The sequence below is a fragment of the Pantoea sp. UBA7232 genome, from assembly GCF_002473195.1.
Classification (GTDB): Bacteria; Pseudomonadota; Gammaproteobacteria; order Enterobacterales; family Enterobacteriaceae; genus Pantoea; species Pantoea eucrina.
The window spans coordinates 162,371-176,947 of sequence record NZ_DKTK01000009.1 but is presented as its reverse complement, the minus strand read 5'-3'; the positions used below and the strand labels follow the sequence as shown (position 1 = coordinate 176,947).

Here is a 14,577-nt window from a genome sequence, read left to right as displayed (position 1 = left end):
CCTTAGCCCGTCCGCGTGCGGAAATGCCGCTGAAACTGCCAGAAGCCTGGCGGGCGGAACCCCTCCGGTGCCGCGCGCTGCTTAGCGCCCAGCCCCGCGCTGCTCAGCGCCCAGCCCCGCGCTGCCCAGCGCACAACTCCCGCGCTGCTAAGCGCCACTCCCGCTAAGCCACTCCCGCACGGGGAGAAAATCCGTATAAAGCTGCGCTTCCGGTGAGCCGGGCTCGGGCTGATAGTCATATTCCCAGCGCACCAGCGGCGGCATCGACATCAGAATTGACTCGGTTCTGCCGCCAGTCTGCAGACCAAACAGCGTGCCGCGGTCCCACACCAGATTAAACTCAACGTAACGCCCGCGGCGGTAGAGCTGGAACTGGCGCTCGCGATCGCCCCACGGCAGTGCTTTACGGCGTGCAACAATCGGCAGATAGGCCTGCAGATAGCCGCGGCCGACCGCCTGCATAAAGTCAAAGCAGCGGTCAAAGTCTGGCGTGTTCAGATCGTCATAAAACAGACCGCCGATACCGCGCTGCTCATTGCGATGCTTCAGGTGGAAATAGTCATCACACCATTTTTTATAGCGCGGATAGACATCCTCGCCAAACGGCTCGCAAAGATTGGCTGCGGTCTGATGCCAGTGCATGGCATCCTCGGTAAAACCGTAGTAGGGCGTCAGATCAAACCCGCCGCCGAACCACCAGACCGGATCGGCACCGGGTTTTTCAGCGATGAAAAAGCGCACGTTAGCGTGGCTGGTCGGCACATAGGGGTTTTCCGGATGGACTACCAGTGAAACGCCCATCGCCTCAAAACTGCGTCCGGCAAGCTCCGGACGATGCGCGGTGGCTGAAGCGGGCATCTGGTCGCCATGCACATGGGAAAAGTTGACCCCGGCCTGCTCAAATACCGTGCTGTTACGCAGAACCCGGCTGCGTCCGCCACCGCCACCGGGACGCTGCCAGCTATCTTCGGCAAACGTTGCGCCGCCATCCGCTGCGGCCAGTTGATTGCAGATCTCATCCTGCAGCGTCAGCAAAAACGCCTTAACGCGTGAAATATCGGGATTGCTCATGCGTCACTCTCTCTGTAAATGTGCCGTAAGCTTACCACAGCCCGGGATCACGCCTGGCGACGATCGTATGCGGCAAAATAGTTAACAATTCCGCTGGCAATGGCGGTGGCGATCTTATGGCGAAAGGCGGTAGTGCCCAGCAGCTGCTCTTCATGCGGATTGGTAATAAACGAGGTTTCAACCAGCACGGAGGGAATAGAGGGCGACTTCAGCACGGCAAAGGCGGCCTGCTCGGTATGCTGACTGTGCAGATGATGCACCGGGCGGATCTGATCCAGGACGTGCTTGCCCAGCGTCAGGCTGTTGCGAATCGTATCGGTCTGCACCAGATCAAACAGAATCTCATTCAGATAGTGATCTTTCTGCTGTACGGCGCCGCCGCCTGCTTTATCTGCATCGTTTTCACGCTGCGACAGATAGCGTGCCATTGCGCTGCTGGCGCCGCGATTGGAGAGGGCAAATACCGAGGCGCCGTTGGCATCCGGGCTGGTAAAGCCGTCAGCGTGAACCGACATAAACAGGCTCGCGCCGTGCTGATGTGCAATCTCCACCCGCTGATAGAGAGGGATAAAGTGGTCACTGTCGCGCGTCAGTCGCACCTCAATATGCGGATGTGACTGCAGCAGCGTGCGCACGGTATTGGCAATCTCCAGAACAATATGCTTCTCCTCCGCGCCTTCCTGTCCCACCGCGCCGGAGTCGATACCGCCATGACCGGGATCGATCATCACAATTCGCTTACCGCTGGCAGCAGGTTTTGGTGCGGCATGACGCGGCGCCGCTGTGATCTCTGCCCGCGTCTCCTTCGCCTGAATTGCGCGCGGCGAAAGCACTGCCAGCGCCAGTCCCGAAAGGATCAGCTGGCGGCGGTTAGTCAGGCGTGAAAGCAGTGAAATCTTTTTCATTTACAGGTCTCTGGCGGAGAAATAAGCCCAGTGTTATAACGTAACCGCCGCAGCACGGCGACCCCGCAACCATTTCAGCGTATTACTTTGTATTGCACGGTGCTAACCGGGATTTAGCCGCTTTTTTCTGCCATTGCGGAGCAGGAGGGTTGCGCCACGCAAAGAATGCGTGATAATCAGCGAATTATGCCGATCAGCAGGATACGTCGATGGAAATTCGCTCTTTCCGCCAGGAAGATTTTGATGAAGTAATCACGCTCTGGGAGCGTTGCGATCTGTTACGCCCGTGGAACGACCCGGAACTGGATATCGAACGCAAAATGAATCATGACCCGGAACTGTTTCTGGTCGCTGAAGTGGGCGGCGAAGTGGTCGGCACGCTGATGGGCGGCTACGACGGTCATCGCGGCTCAGCCTACTATCTGGCTGTGCATCCGGACTATCAGGGGCGCGGCTTTGCCAATGCGCTGATGAACCGGCTGGAGAAAAAGCTGATTGCCCGCGGCTGCCCGAAAATTCATCTCATGGTGCGGGAAGAGAACGATCAGGTCGTGGCATTTTATGAAAAGCTCGACTATGAACCCGTGGAGGCGCTGCTGCTGGGCAAGCGGCTGATTGAAGATCGCGAATATTGATTGATCCGGCCGGCTAAACTTTTTGCCATCGCGTGACTCCAAGAGGCACGCAATAAAGTTGAAACCATGGAGTTAGCATGAAAGCTGTACGTTTTGCGGCGCTGGCGGCGGCGCTGGCCGTGTCAGGCTGCGCCACTACTGGCCAGGTACCGGCAGAGCATGAGAGCCACTGGTATAATCCACTGACTTACCACTGGGCCGCGCTCAACCCGCTAAGCTGGTTTGGCGGTTCTCTGCAGGTAACTGAGCAGGGTGTGGCGGGTCTCAATGGCAGCACCCTGATGAGTGAATCGGCTATTTCGCAGGCGCTGAATAATGATTACCAGCTGCGGCAGGGTATGCGCAGCGAACAGGGCGAGGTGGCTGAGTTCTGGCAGGCGCTGCAGGATGGCAAGGTGAAGCTGATCATCAGCGGTAAACCCGCCGTTGAACGGATCGAGGTGCTGGATGCGGCAGCGGAGAGCAGCAGCGGCAGTAAAATCGGTGACCGCTTCAGCGATACGTTCACTAAAGCCTTCAACAACTGCAAAATGGTCGCAGGCCTCGATGCGCACGACGTTGAGTGCCAGGCGCCGGGCAGTCAGCATATCTTCTATGTCTACAGCGGCAAATGGCACGGCCCGGCGGGTCTGATGCCTTCAGATGACACGCTGAAAAGCTGGACGATCAGTAAAATTATCTGGCAGCGCTAACCCTGCCGGGGGCCGCTTTCAGGCGGCCCGCACCCGCCTGCGTATATTTCTGAAAACCTGCTTTTCTCTGCCGATCGCTTATGCCTTTTTCGACTTTTAAATCCCCAAAAGATATATAAAACCGTTACTGCTTTCCGGGAAGTTATAAATACACTGACAGCATCTACTGGCCCAGGCTGGATTTCTATTTATCAGGGTGCTGCATGACACTTCCGGTTTTGAAAACATGGCTCAGCGGCGTGGCGCTGTCACTGTCGCTGGCAGCGGCGGCGCAGGCAACGGAGCTGCTGAACAGCTCGTATGATGTGTCACGCGAACTTTTTGTGGCACTCAACGCACCCTTTGAACAGCAGTGGGATGCGGCACACCCTGGCGATAAACTCACGATTAAGCAGTCTCACGCCGGCTCGTCCAAACAGGCGCTGGCTATCCTGCAGGGGCTGCGGGCAGATGTCGTTACCTACAACCAGGTCACTGATGTGCAGGTGCTGCATGATAAAGGCAACCTGATTGCCGCTGACTGGCAAAGTCGTCTGCCAAATAACAGCTCGCCCTTCTACTCCACCATGGCGTTTCTGGTGCGCAAAGGTAATCCAAAGCAGATCCATGACTGGGCCGATCTGGCGCGCGACAACGTAAAGCTGATTTTCCCGAATCCGAAAACCTCCGGCAACGGCCGCTATACCTATCTTGCCGCCTGGGGCGCAGCGGAAAAAGCTGACGGTCAGGATCGCGCAAAAACTGAAGCCTATATGCAGAAGTTTTTGAAGAACGTTGAGGTGTTTGATACCGGCGGGCGCGGCGCGACCACCACGTTTGCTGAACGCGGTCTGGGTGACGTCCTGATTAGCTTTGAGTCAGAAGTAAACAATATCCGCAATCAGTATGGCAAAGATGATTACGAAGTGATTGTGCCGCGCAACAACATCCTGGCGGAGTTCCCGGTTGCCTGGGTAGATAAGAATGTGGCGCATAACAACACCGCTGACGCAGCTAAAGCGTATCTGAACTATCTCTACACCCCAGCGGCTCAGGCGATTATCACCCGTTACTACTACCGCGTGAACAATCCACAGCTGATGGCAGAGCAGAAGGATCGCTTCCCGCAGACCACACTGTTTAACGTCAATGAGGCGTTTGGCGGCTGGGAGCAGGTAATGAAAACGCATTTCGTCAGCGGCGGTGAGCTGGATAAATTACTGGCAGCGGGGCGCGGCTGATGTTTGCTACAGCACAAAAACGCGTCCTGCCAGGTTTCGGCCTGAGCCTCGGCACCAGCCTGCTGTTTACCTGCCTGATTCTGCTGCTGCCTATCAGCGCGCTGCTGATGCAGCTGTCGCAGATGACGCTGGCGCAGTACTGGGCGGTGATCTCCAGCCCGCAGCTGGTAGCGGCTTATAAAGTAACGCTGCTGTCAGCCGGCGTCGCGTCGCTGTTCAACGCGGTGTTTGGCATGCTGATGGCGTGGATCCTGACCCGTTATCGTTTTCCGGGGCGTACGCTGCTGGATGGCCTGATGGATCTGCCGTTTGCCCTGCCCACAGCGGTAGCGGGGCTGACGCTGGCCGGACTCTTTTCCGTTAACGGCTGGTATGGTCAGTGGCTGGCGCATTTTGATATCAAAGTCTCTTATACCTGGATTGGTATCGCAGTAGCGATGGCCTTTACCAGCATTCCGTTTGTGGTGCGTACCGTTCAGCCGGTACTGGAAGAGCTGGGCCCGGAATATGAGGAAGCGGCGGAAACGCTGGGTGCCACGCCGTGGCAAAGCTTCCGGCGCGTGGTGCTGCCTGAGGTGGCTCCGGCGCTGCTGGCCGGAACGGCGCTCTCGTTTACCCGCAGCCTCGGGGAGTTTGGTGCGGTGATCTTTATCGCCGGCAACATCGCCTGGAAAACGGAAGTGACGTCACTGATGATTTTTGTTCGTCTGCAGGAGTTTGATTACCCGGCCGCCAGCGCTATCGCCTCGGTGATCCTTGCCGCCTCGCTGCTGCTGCTGTTTGCCATTAATACGCTGCAGAGCCGCTTTGGCCGTCGCCTGGGAGGTCACTAATGGCGGAGATTTCACACCTCAATCGCGCTGAGCGTGAGCCTTTTAACTGGGGCAAATGGCTGCTGATTGGCACCGGTGCACTGATATCGATACTGCTGCTGGTAGTGCCGATGATCTCTATCTTCTGGGAGGCGCTGGCGCAGGGCGTAGGCCAGGCGTTCAGCAACCTGCAGGATGGCGACATGCTGCACGCGATCTGGCTGACGGTGCTGGTTGCGCTCATTACCGTTCCGGTAAACCTGGTGTTTGGCACGCTGCTGGCGTGGCTGGTCACCCGCTTTACCTTTCCGGGACGGCAGCTGCTGCTGACGCTGTTTGATATTCCGTTTGCGGTATCACCGGTGGTGGCGGGCCTGATGTATCTGCTGTTCTGGGGCATTAACGGCCCGGCGGGCGGCTGGCTCGATGCCCACAATATTCAGATTATGTTTGCCTGGCCCGGCATGGTGCTGGCGACCGTATTTGTCACCTGTCCGTTTGTGGTACGTGAGCTGGTACCGGTAATGCTGAGTCAGGGGAGTAACGAAGATGAAGCTGCGGTGCTGCTTGGCGCATCGGGCTGGCAGATGTTTCGCCGCGTAACGCTGCCCAACATTCGCTGGGCGCTGCTCTACGGCGTGGTACTGACCAACGCGCGCGCCATCGGTGAGTTTGGTGCGGTGTCGGTGGTGTCAGGATCGATTCGCGGTGAGACCTATACGTTACCGCTTCAGGTTGAATTACTGCATCAGGATTACAACACCGTGGGCGCATTCACTGCCGCCGCGCTGCTGACCCTGATGGCAATTGTAACGCTGTTTCTGAAAAGCGTGGTGCAGTGGCGATTAGAGCATCAGCAGAAGCGCCAACAGGAGGAAAATCATGAGCATTGAGATCAAACAAATTAATAAAGCCTTTGGCCGCACCCCGGTGCTGAATGATATCTCTCTGGATATTCCTTCCGGCGAAATGGTGGCGCTGCTGGGCCCTTCCGGCTCGGGCAAAACCACGCTGCTGCGTATTATCGCCGGGCTGGAGCATCAGAACAGCGGACAGATCTACTTTCATGGCAAAGATGTCAGCCGCATTCACGCCCGCGATCGCCAAGTGGGATTTGTTTTCCAGCACTATGCGCTGTTCCGCCATATGACGGTGTTTGACAATATCGCCTTTGGCCTGACGGTGCTGCCGCGCCGCGAGCGCCCTTCAGCCGCTGAGATCAAACAGCGCGTCACGCGCCTGCTGGAGATGGTACAGCTGGCGCACCTGGCAAACCGCTTTCCGGCCCAGCTCTCTGGCGGACAGAAGCAGCGCGTGGCGCTGGCGCGTGCGCTAGCGGTAGAGCCACAGATCCTGCTGCTGGATGAGCCGTTCGGCGCACTCGATGCGCAGGTGCGTAAAGAGCTGCGCCGCTGGCTGCGTCAGCTGCATGAAGAGCTGAAATTTACCAGCGTGTTTGTTACGCACGACCAGGAAGAGGCGATGGAAGTCGCGGACAGCGTGGTCGTAATGAGCCAGGGGAACATTGAACAGACAGGTTCCCCGGATGAAGTATGGCGCGAACCCGCTACCCGCTTTGTGCTGGAGTTCCTGGGCGAGGTCAATCGCTTTGAGGGCGAAGTGCACGGATCGCAATTCCACGTTGCCGCCCATCACTGGCCGCTGGGCTATACGCCAGCGCATCAGGGTCGCGTTGAACTCTTCCTGCGCCCGTGGGAAGTGGATGTCTCACGGCAGAGCAGCCTGGAGACGCCGCTGCCGGTACAGGTGCTGGAAATCAGTCCGCGCGGACACTTCTGGCAGCTGGTGGTACAGGCCTCAGGCTGGCATGAAGAGCCGTTTACCCTGGTCTTCGAAGGTGAGCAGGCGGCCCCGGTACGCGGTGAGCGTCTGTTTGTGGGGCTGCAGCAGGCCCGTCTCTATCAGGGGAATACCCCGCTGCGCCCGGTTGCCTTTGCCGAGAGCGCCTGATATTTTGACATCTCTTTCGGGCGGGACTTTCCCGCCCGTTTTTATTGCCTCTCTTGCGCCTGGAAAACGATCGTGACCACTCTGGAAAATACCATCGGCAATACGCCGCTGATCAGGCTGCAACGCCTGTCGCCCGATAATGGCAGCGAAGTCTGGCTGAAGCTGGAGGGGAATAACCCGGCCGGCTCAGTGAAAGATCGCGCGGCCTGGTCGATGATTCATCAGGCTGAGCTGCGCGGTGAAATCAGGCCCGGCGACAGGCTGATTGAAGCCACCAGCGGCAACACCGGTATTGCGCTGGCGATGATCGCCGCGCTCAAAGGGTACAGGCTGCGGCTGCTGATGCCGGAGAACATGAGTCAGGAGCGACAGGATGCGATGCGCGCTTACGGGGCCGAACTGGTGCTGGTAACGCGTGAACAGGGCATGGAAGGCGCACGCGATCTGGCGCAGGCGATGGCCGATCGCGGCGAAGGCCGGGTGCTCGATCAGTTTAACAATCCCGATAATCCGCTGGGCCACTATCTCACCACTGCACCGGAAATCTGGCAGCAGACCGGCGGGCGTCTGACGCACTTTGTCTCCAGCATGGGCACCACCGGCACCATCAGCGGCGTGGGCCGTTTCCTGAAAGAGCACGCGCCGGCGGTCAAAGTGATTGGCCTGCAGCCGCAGGAAGGCAGCGCCATACCCGGTATCCGCCGCTGGCCTGAAGCCTATCTGCCTGGCATCTGGCGCCCTGAGGTGGTAGACGAGATCATGGATATGGGGCAGCAGGAAGCGGAAGAGACGATGCGTGCGCTGGCGCAGCGTGAAGGGCTGTTCTGCGGCGTGAGCTCCGGCGGCGCCGTGGCGGGGGCGCTGCGCATCGCCCGGGCGCAGCCCGGCAGCGTGATAGTGGCGATCGTCTGCGATCGGGGCGATCGTTATCTCTCCACCGGTGTTTTTCACTGACAGCATCTGCCCGGTCAGCCTGCTGCGCTGACCGGCTTGCCGCTTCTGTATCCGCGCATCTGACTGTAAGGATCGCGTAAATCCTGCTGCGTTTCTCCCGCAATCGGCACAAAATAACACCACTTTAGCTGAGAGAAACCGATGAAAATTCTGCTTGTTGATGATGACGCTGAGCTGGGCACCATGCTCAGCCAGTACCTGCTTGCTGAAGGCTTTGAAACGCAGCTTGCCCTGACCGGCAGCGCCGGGATTGAGGGGGCACTGTCAGGCAGCTACAGCGCCATGATCCTGGATATCATGCTGCCTGACATGAGCGGCACCGACGTGCTGCGTCAGGTGCGCCAGAACAGCCGCCTGCCGGTGATCATGCTGACGGCAAAAGGCGACAATATTGATCGCGTGATCGGGCTGGAGATGGGCGCGGATGATTATGTCCCGAAACCCTGCTATCCGCGCGAGCTGGTGGCGCGCCTGCGTGCAGTTTTGCGCCGCGTGGAGGAGCTGCCGGCGGAGGCGGATAAAAAGGAGCCGCTCTGCCTGGGTGACCTGACGCTCAACCCGGCGACCCGCGTTACCGCATGGCAGGGCAGGGCGCTGGAGCTGACCGCGTCAGAATTTAACCTGCTGCAGCTGCTGCTGCGGGCGCCTGAGCGGGTGGTAACCAAAGATGAACTCTCTGAGCAGGGGCTGGGACGGTCGCGGGAAGCTTACGATCGCAGCGTTGATGTCCATATCAGCAATATCCGGCAGAAACTGGCGGCGCTGACAGCTGAGAGCGTGACGATTGAAACCGTGCGCAGTATTGGCTATCGCATCCGATGAAGCGCAGCTATCGCGGGCGCATGTTCTGGAAAATTCTGCTGGGTTTCTGGCTGGTATTCCTGATTATCAGCCAGCTGCTCTGGCTCGGCTTTGCGCTGTCGGGCAGCCGGCATGAGCCGCCCGACATTGCCGCGGTACGGCGCATTGTGAATCTGCAGATGGCCTCCGCTGTCTCCGTTCTTGAGCGCGGCGGTCCGGCTGCGCTTGACGACATGATGGCTGACTGGTCTGCAGAAGATCGTCAGTTTTTCTCGGTGCTGCCCCAGCGTGCGACGGCGCCGCGCGCCGCCGGCAGGACGCAGCCAGCGTTTGGCGCGCCGTTTCACGGCCCCATTCCTGACGTGATAGTGCGCCAGGTAACAGACGCAGACGGCAACGGCTGGGAGCTGCGTTATGACGTCAGGGCGTTGCGGCGCGACAGCACCATAGGCGAGCGCCCGCGCCGCATTCTGAATATTCCGCAACCGATGTTTATCTTCGCCGGTGCGCTGGGGCTGCTCTTCAGCCTGCTGCTCGCCTGGAATCTTACGCGCCCGATGCGTCAGCTGCGCGAAGGATTCGCCCGCGTGGCCAGCGGCGATCTCTCGGTGCGGCTCTGGCCGCTGATGCGCCGGCGTCACGATGAACTCTCCAGCGTGGCGCACGATTTTGATGCCATGGTAGAGCGGCTTGATACGCTGATTAACGCCCGCGAGGCGCTGCTGCACGATATCTCGCACGAGCTGCGTTCACCGCTGGCGCGCCTGCAGCTGGCAACCGGGCTGGCGCGTCAGACGCCGGCAACGGTCGCGGTATCACTTAACCGCATTGATGAGGAAGCGGGTCGCCTCGACAAGATGATTGGCGAGCTGCTGACGCTGTCACGCGTCAGTCACGAAAGCCTGCCGGGAGAAGATTACTTTGATCTTCTCGGGCTGCTGGAGGTGGTTATAACCGATCTGCGCTATGAAGCGCAGCTGACTGGCGTGCTGGTGGAGTTTACCGCCGATGAGACGGCTGACTATACGGTGCGCGGTAACGCCGAGCTGATCCGGCGTGGCGCAGAGAATGTATTGCGAAATTCGCTGCGTTTTTCGCAGCAGGGGCAGGTGATCCGGGTAGATCTGCACGCGGGAGCCGCCTGGCTGACGATCTGCATTCGCGATAGCGGACCCGGCGTCGATCACAGCAAACTCTCCAGTATCTTCGATCCCTTTGTGCGGGTAAACACGCCGCTGGCCGGAAAAGGTTACGGCCTCGGGCTATCTATCGTCCGTAAGGTAATGCTGGCTCATCATGGCGAAGTTCAGGCGCAGAATATGCCAGAAGGTGGTCTTGAGGTGATTCTCAGGCTCCCGCACTGGCGCAAAGCGTAGCGAAAACAAAAACGGCACCCATCGGGTGCCGTTTTCAGAGAGTGCTAACGTCCGTTATTTTTTGATACGAATAACCGGCGTTTCGCCAACAGTTACCTGACCGGAAAGCTTGGTCAGATCTTTGATCTCATCCATATTCGAGATCACAACCGGTGTCAGCGTGGATTTCGCTTTCTCTTCCAGCAGCGGCAGATCGAACTCGATCACAACGTCGCCTTTTTTCACTTTCTGACCTTCTTCGGCGATACGTTTAAAGCCTTCACCTTTCAGCTCTACCGTATCGATACCGAAGTGGACAAACAGCTCAATGCCGTTGTCTGATTCAATGGAAAACGCGTGGTTAGTTTCGAAAATCTTGCCGATAGTACCATCAACCGGTGCAACCATTTTGTTGCCAGTCGGTTTGATTGCGATACCATCGCCCACGATTTTCTCAGCAAACACGACATCAGGTACGTCTTCAATATTGACAATTTCGCCTGACAGAGGCGCAACGATATCGATAGTCCCTGACGCGCTCTCTGATTTTTCGCCAAAAAGTTTAGAAAACAAACCCATGATCTTCTCCTAAGCAGTATTTTGGGGCCAGCATCACGTGGATCAGCAGAGCGTTTTTTCTTTAATGAACTTGTTGACCAGATTCATTAAATCTTCCGCTGTGGGTTGAGCCAGAGCCTGCTCTGCCATAGCCTTAGCATCTTCGTAATTGGTATTACGAATGATTTTCTTGATGCTCGGGATCGAAATGGCACTCATGCTGAATTCGTCCAGCCCCATTCCCAGTAACAGTAGTGTAGCACGTTCATCACCCGCCAGCTCACCACACATGCCGGTCCATTTCCCTTCGGCATGTGATGCGTCGATCACTTGCTTAATGAGGCCAAGTACAGATGGCGTCATTGGGTTATAGAGGTGTGAAATCAAATCATTACCACGATCGACCGCCAGAGTATACTGCGTCAGGTCATTTGTCCCAATACTAAAGAAGTCGACTTCTTTCGCCAGATGACGGGCGATAACGGCTGAAGCCGGGGTTTCCACCATGATGCCCATTTCAATGGACTCATCAAAGGCTTTGCCCTCTTCACGCAGCTGCGCTTTCAGGGTCTCCAGCTCCGCTTTCAGGAAGCGCACTTCTTCCACCGAAATAATCATCGGGAACATGATACGCAGCTTGCCAAAAGAGGAGGCGCGCAGAATGGCGCGCAGCTGGGCATGCAGGATCTCTTTACGATCCATTGCGATACGAATTGCACGCCAGCCGAGGAACGGGTTCTCTTCTTTCGGCAGGTTCATGTAAGGCAGATCTTTATCGCCGCCGATATCCATCGTGCGCACGATAACCGCCTGAGAACCTACGGCCTCTGCGACGGCTTTATAGGCCTGGAACTGCTCCTCTTCTGAAGGCAGCGAATCACGGTCCATAAACAGGAATTCGGTACGATAGAGGCCCACGCCTTCTGCACCATTACGCTCTGCACCCGCCACGTCGCGAACGGTACCGATGTTGGCGCAGACTTCAACCTGATGACCATCCAGCGTAATGGCAGGCAGATCTTTCAGCTTGGCCAGCTCATGTTTCTCAGAAAGGTACTGAGTCTGAATCGCTTTCAGCTCTTCCTGTTCCGCTTCAGTTGGATTGACATAAATTTTGTTGTTTACGCCATCCAGAATCAGAAAATCACCGTTTTTAACGGTGGTAGTCACGCTACCGGTGCCGACAATCGCAGGCAGTTCCAGCGAGCGCGCCATGATTGAGGTGTGCGAGGTGCGTCCACCCAGATCGGTGATAAAGCCCAGCACCTTTTTCAGGTTAAGCTGCGCAGTCTCTGATGGAGTCAGATCTTTTGCGACCAGAATCGCTTCTTCAGCAATAGAGCCGAGATCGACCATATGCAGGCCAAGAATGTTCTGCAGCAGGCGCTTACCGATATCACGTACGTCCGCTGCGCGCTCTTTCAGATACTCATCATCGAGCTCTTCCAGCGCTTTAGCCTGGCCTTCAACCACAGAGTGAGCCGCAGCGTCAGCGGTGACATGATCTTTTTTAATCAGGTCAATGATTTCCTGCTCAAGCTCTTCGTCTTCCAGCAGCATGATGTGACCTTCAAAGATCGCCGCTTTCTCTTCACCGAAGGTTTCACCGGCTTTGACGCAGATCGCCTGAAGCTGTTCTGCTGCTTTGCTACGTCCATCAAGGAAGCGCTGAACTTCCTGATCAACCTGGTCGTCTGTAATCTTTTTACGGTTGATGACGATCTCATCTTCTTTCAGCAGCAGTGCTTTGCCGAAAGCGATACCCGGTGATGCTAAAATGCCTGAAATCATAACCCTACCTTTTTATCACGATGGCTCGTTGACCCGATGCATTGCCATTGTCGTGGAGCAGTACTCTAGTGAAGCGATATCGCGGACAGGTTGTCCGCGATCAAGATAGTTGCACTCAATGGGGCAAAGGAGTCGATTTGGTGGTGACCGCGCGAAGTTACTCGAGCTCGGCCATCAGCTTAACCAGATGTTCAACTGCCTGCTGCTCATCTTCACCTTCAGCAGAGAGCGTGACTACGGTTCCCTGGGTCAGACCCAGCGTCTGCAGCTTAAACAGGCTTTTTGCGCTGGCAGATTTGCCGTTGGAAGTCACAGTGATTTCTGACTGGAACGCCTTAGCTTCTTTGACGAACTGTGCAGCAGGACGCGTGTGCAGACCGTTTGGTGCGGTAATGGTAACTTCTTGCTGGAACATGCTATTTCCCCAACTTTTTCAGGTTTGGTGTTATGGATCTAAAGTCTAGCCTGGAGCCGTAACTTTAGCCTGTGTAGGTACGCTGGTATGGCATCATGCTGACCAGAAAAGGACGCTCTGATGAATAAGCCATTTTTGCAATGACGGATCAACAACTGCGTTTGTTCGTCACCGGGTTAATTATGCCGTGATTCGCCATTTCGCCAAATCAGTAAATCGATTCAGCTTGATCCACTTCAAGGGCAGATTAATTTCAGGCACCGAAATAATTGGCAGCTTAAATACCAGAGCGGCATCACTGAAATCAATCTGCCCGGTGATGAAAGTGAGATCTGCGCCACAAAAAAGCACCCGAAGGGGTGCTTTTTTCGACACTTTAAGACTTTGACGATTACTGCTGCAGCTCTTTTTCCGTGAACAGATCGGCAAACAGTGCGGTGCTGAGATAGCGTTCGCCGGAAGAGGGCAGGATCACCACAATATTCTTGTTTGCGAAGGCTTCATCTTCCTGCAGCTTCAGCGCAGCAGCCACCGCCGCACCCGATGAGATGCCGGCAAGAATACCTTCTTCTTCCATCAGCTGACGCGCCGTGCTGATCGCTTCATCGTTGGTGATGGCAATAACCCGATCGACCAGCTGCAGATCAAGGTTACCGGGAATGAAGCCTGCGCCGATGCCCTGAATTTTATGCGGACCCGGTTTGATCTCTTCACCCGCCATCGCCTGTGCGATAACCGGCGAGTCGGTAGGTTCTACCGCCACGGTAATTAGCTCTTTTTTGCCTTTGGTATTCTTGATATAGCGACTTACGCCGGTCAGGGTGCCGCCGGTTCCTACACCGGCAATAAAGACATCAACTTCGCCATCGGTGTCTTCCCAGATTTCCGGCCCGGTGGTTTTTTCATGAATCTCCGGGTTAGCCGGGTTGCTGAACTGCTGCAGCAGAACATACTTATCCGGATCGCTGGCAACAATCTCTTCCGCTTTGGCGATGGCGCCTTTCATGCCTTTTGGCCCTTCGGTCAGCACCAGATTGGCACCCAGCGCTTTCAGCAGCTTACGACGCTCAATTGACATCGTCTCTGGCATGGTCAGCGTTAGCTTGTAGCCGCGTGCAGCGGCGACGTATGCCAGGGCGATGCCCGTGTTACCGCTGGTCGGCTCAACCAGTTCTACGCCAGGCTTCAGAATTCCGCGTTTTTCTGCATCCCAAATCATATTGGCACCGATACGGCACTTGATGCTGAAGCTCGGGTTACGCGACTCGACCTTCGCCAGAATACGTCCGTTACCGATGCGGTTCAGTCGAACCAGCGGCGTATGACCAATTGTCAGCGAGTTGTCTTCGTAGATCTTACTCATTGCCCGTCCTTAACTGTATGAAATATTGGGAACC

The 14,577-nt window shown here is 56.7% G+C and carries 16 protein-coding genes; 9 read left to right on the top strand and 7 right to left on the bottom strand.

Going from position 1 to position 14,577, the window contains the following annotated elements:
* Window positions 1-147: 147 nt before the first annotated feature.
* Together hemF and amiA are read right to left on the bottom strand one after the other, a co-directional pair.
* Window positions 148-1,071 carry an oxygen-dependent coproporphyrinogen oxidase gene (gene hemF / locus B4056_RS10775; RefSeq protein ID WP_288654730.1) on the bottom strand — a complete coding sequence of 308 codons (924 nt, stop codon included), beginning with the start codon at window positions 1,069-1,071 and terminating at the stop codon, window positions 148-150.
* A gap of 47 nt (window positions 1,072-1,118) precedes the next feature.
* Window positions 1,119-1,976 (bottom strand): N-acetylmuramoyl-L-alanine amidase AmiA, encoded by an 858-nt coding sequence (gene amiA / locus B4056_RS10770; protein ID WP_288654728.1) that lies wholly within the window; start codon window positions 1,974-1,976, stop codon window positions 1,119-1,121.
* A gap of 209 nt (window positions 1,977-2,185) precedes the next feature.
* Between amiA and B4056_RS10765 the strand changes: the two genes are divergently transcribed.
* The 9 genes from B4056_RS10765 to B4056_RS10725 all read left to right on the top strand — a co-directional run bounded on the left by B4056_RS10765 (window position 2,186) and on the right by B4056_RS10725 (window position 10,437).
* Window positions 2,186-2,611 (top strand): GNAT family acetyltransferase, encoded by a 426-nt coding sequence (locus tag B4056_RS10765; RefSeq protein ID WP_039379472.1) that lies wholly within the window; start codon window positions 2,186-2,188, stop codon window positions 2,609-2,611.
* 77 nt (window positions 2,612-2,688) lie between these two features.
* Complete coding sequence (locus B4056_RS10760; protein WP_288654726.1) at window positions 2,689-3,303, top strand: RpoE-regulated lipoprotein; 615 nt, start codon at window positions 2,689-2,691, stop codon at window positions 3,301-3,303.
* A 203-nt stretch (window positions 3,304-3,506) separates the two neighbouring features.
* Window positions 3,507-4,523 carry a sulfate ABC transporter substrate-binding protein gene (locus B4056_RS10755; protein ID WP_039379467.1) on the top strand — a complete coding sequence of 339 codons (1,017 nt, stop codon included), beginning with the start codon at window positions 3,507-3,509 and terminating at the stop codon, window positions 4,521-4,523.
* Window positions 4,523-5,356, top strand: a complete 834-nt coding sequence (gene cysT / locus B4056_RS10750) for a sulfate/thiosulfate ABC transporter permease CysT (RefSeq protein ID WP_039379465.1) — start codon at window positions 4,523-4,525, stop codon at window positions 5,354-5,356. Before B4056_RS10755 ends, cysT begins: the two co-directional genes overlap by 1 nt.
* The gene (cysW, locus tag B4056_RS10745; RefSeq protein ID WP_094111932.1) at window positions 5,356-6,228 is read left to right on the top strand and encodes a sulfate/thiosulfate ABC transporter permease CysW; all 873 of its coding nucleotides are present in this window, start codon (window positions 5,356-5,358) and stop codon (window positions 6,226-6,228) included. Before cysT ends, cysW begins: the two co-directional genes overlap by 1 nt.
* Window positions 6,218-7,306: a sulfate/thiosulfate ABC transporter ATP-binding protein CysA gene (cysA, locus tag B4056_RS10740; RefSeq protein WP_071668086.1), complete on the top strand. Its 1,089-nt coding sequence runs from the start codon at window positions 6,218-6,220 to the stop codon at window positions 7,304-7,306. The genes cysW and cysA overlap by 11 nt, the downstream gene beginning before the upstream one ends.
* A 72-nt stretch (window positions 7,307-7,378) precedes the next feature.
* Window positions 7,379-8,260: a cysteine synthase CysM gene (cysM, locus tag B4056_RS10735; protein ID WP_065648745.1), complete on the top strand. Its 882-nt coding sequence runs from the start codon at window positions 7,379-7,381 to the stop codon at window positions 8,258-8,260.
* 141 nt (window positions 8,261-8,401) lie between these two features.
* Entirely contained in the window at window positions 8,402-9,082 is a 681-nt protein-coding gene (locus B4056_RS10730) for a response regulator transcription factor (RefSeq protein WP_094111930.1), read from the top strand.
* Window positions 9,079-10,437 (top strand): ATP-binding protein, encoded by a 1,359-nt coding sequence (locus tag B4056_RS10725; protein WP_288654723.1) that lies wholly within the window; start codon window positions 9,079-9,081, stop codon window positions 10,435-10,437. Before B4056_RS10730 ends, B4056_RS10725 begins: the two co-directional genes overlap by 4 nt.
* Before the next feature lie 54 nt (window positions 10,438-10,491).
* Here the strand turns inward: B4056_RS10725 and crr are convergent, their stop codons facing one another.
* From crr to cysK, 5 genes are all read right to left on the bottom strand, one after another.
* Window positions 10,492-10,995 (bottom strand): PTS glucose transporter subunit IIA, encoded by a 504-nt coding sequence (crr, locus tag B4056_RS10720; protein ID WP_039379452.1) that lies wholly within the window; start codon window positions 10,993-10,995, stop codon window positions 10,492-10,494.
* A gap of 42 nt (window positions 10,996-11,037) precedes the next feature.
* Window positions 11,038-12,765: a phosphoenolpyruvate-protein phosphotransferase PtsI gene (gene ptsI / locus B4056_RS10715; RefSeq protein ID WP_288654720.1), complete on the bottom strand. Its 1,728-nt coding sequence runs from the start codon at window positions 12,763-12,765 to the stop codon at window positions 11,038-11,040.
* Window positions 12,766-12,922: 157 nt separating this feature from the next.
* Window positions 12,923-13,180, bottom strand: a complete 258-nt coding sequence (ptsH, locus tag B4056_RS10710; protein WP_007889063.1) for a phosphocarrier protein Hpr — start codon at window positions 13,178-13,180, stop codon at window positions 12,923-12,925.
* A 180-nt stretch (window positions 13,181-13,360) separates the two neighbouring features.
* Window positions 13,361-13,555 carry a hypothetical protein gene (locus B4056_RS10705; protein ID WP_039379447.1) on the bottom strand — a complete coding sequence of 65 codons (195 nt, stop codon included), beginning with the start codon at window positions 13,553-13,555 and terminating at the stop codon, window positions 13,361-13,363.
* A 16-nt stretch (window positions 13,556-13,571) separates the two neighbouring features.
* Window positions 13,572-14,543, bottom strand: coding sequence for a cysteine synthase A (gene cysK, locus B4056_RS10700; protein WP_039379445.1), 972 nt, complete (start codon window positions 14,541-14,543; stop codon window positions 13,572-13,574).
* Window positions 14,544-14,577: the final 34 nt, after the last annotated feature.

What these genes read in the sequence shown, in the direction of transcription:
- hemF (WP_288654730.1), bottom strand. Translation starts at nt 1,071, where the DNA reads ATGAGCAATCCCGATATTTCACGCGTTAAGGCGTTTTTGCTGACGCTG.
- B4056_RS10760 (WP_288654726.1), top strand. Translation starts at nt 2,689, where the DNA reads ATGAAAGCTGTACGTTTTGCGGCGCTGGCGGCGGCGCTGGCCGTGTCA.
- cysW (WP_094111932.1), top strand. Translation starts at nt 5,356, where the DNA reads ATGGCGGAGATTTCACACCTCAATCGCGCTGAGCGTGAGCCTTTTAAC.
- cysK (WP_039379445.1), bottom strand. Translation starts at nt 14,543, where the DNA reads ATGAGTAAGATCTACGAAGACAACTCGCTGACAATTGGTCATACGCCG.
- cysA (WP_071668086.1), top strand. Translation starts at nt 6,218, where the DNA reads ATGAGCATTGAGATCAAACAAATTAATAAAGCCTTTGGCCGCACCCCG.
- amiA (WP_288654728.1), bottom strand. Translation starts at nt 1,976, where the DNA reads ATGAAAAAGATTTCACTGCTTTCACGCCTGACTAACCGCCGCCAGCTG.
- B4056_RS10730 (WP_094111930.1), top strand. Translation starts at nt 8,402, where the DNA reads ATGAAAATTCTGCTTGTTGATGATGACGCTGAGCTGGGCACCATGCTC.
- ptsH (WP_007889063.1), bottom strand. Translation starts at nt 13,180, where the DNA reads ATGTTCCAGCAAGAAGTTACCATTACCGCACCAAACGGTCTGCACACG.
- B4056_RS10755 (WP_039379467.1), top strand. Translation starts at nt 3,507, where the DNA reads ATGACACTTCCGGTTTTGAAAACATGGCTCAGCGGCGTGGCGCTGTCA.
- crr (WP_039379452.1), bottom strand. Translation starts at nt 10,995, where the DNA reads ATGGGTTTGTTTTCTAAACTTTTTGGCGAAAAATCAGAGAGCGCGTCA.
- B4056_RS10725 (WP_288654723.1), top strand. Translation starts at nt 9,079, where the DNA reads ATGAAGCGCAGCTATCGCGGGCGCATGTTCTGGAAAATTCTGCTGGGT.
- B4056_RS10765 (WP_039379472.1), top strand. Translation starts at nt 2,186, where the DNA reads ATGGAAATTCGCTCTTTCCGCCAGGAAGATTTTGATGAAGTAATCACG.
- ptsI (WP_288654720.1), bottom strand. Translation starts at nt 12,765, where the DNA reads ATGATTTCAGGCATTTTAGCATCACCGGGTATCGCTTTCGGCAAAGCA.
- cysT (WP_039379465.1), top strand. Translation starts at nt 4,523, where the DNA reads ATGTTTGCTACAGCACAAAAACGCGTCCTGCCAGGTTTCGGCCTGAGC.